The organism is Stenotrophomonas sp. STEN009, from assembly GCF_056760395.1.
In genome coordinates this window covers 1-460 of the sequence record NZ_JBRRES010000078.1, presented here as the reverse complement: position 1 = coordinate 460, position 460 = coordinate 1, and the positions used below count along the sequence as shown (strand labels likewise).

Sequence of the window (460 nt, the reverse complement as noted above, 5' to 3'; positions counted from 1 at the left end):
GACTTTCGTCTCTCGCCTTAGCCTCACGACACGTCTGATAGAACATCTCAAACGCTCGCTACGTCACAAGTTTTAAAAGAACACGTACCGGCCACAGTGCCGATGCGTATATAAGATCGAATGTATGCGTCATTCAGAGAATGGTGGGTCTGGGAGGACTCGAACCACCGACCTCACCCTTATCAGGGGTGCGCTCTAACCACCTGAGCTACAGACCCGGAGTTGCTTACGAAACTCCCTGGTGGAGCCTGTCGGGATCGAACCGACGACCCCCTGCTTGCAAAGCAGGTGCTCTCCCAGCTGAGCTAAGGCCCCAGAAAGGGACATCTCACACCGGCCTGGCCGATGCAAATCTCTGAATGCAGGTACTTTGTGAAGACGCCCGACAGGACGATGCTGTCTTTGCTCAAAAGGAGGTGATCCAGCCGCACCTTCCGATACGGCTACCTTGTTACGACTT

Annotated in this window: 2 tRNA genes and 1 rRNA gene; all 3 read right to left on the bottom strand. The window is 54.3% G+C overall.

The window, feature by feature from the left end:
* Window positions 1-141 precede the first annotated feature (141 nt).
* Window positions 142-218, bottom strand: a tRNA-Ile gene (locus ACVOMM_RS18655).
* A 21-nt stretch (window positions 219-239) separates the two neighbouring features.
* Window positions 240-315: transfer RNA gene (locus ACVOMM_RS18650), tRNA-Ala, on the bottom strand.
* A 94-nt stretch (window positions 316-409) separates the two neighbouring features.
* A 16S ribosomal RNA gene (locus ACVOMM_RS18645) occupies window positions 410-460 on the bottom strand; the annotation flags it as partial.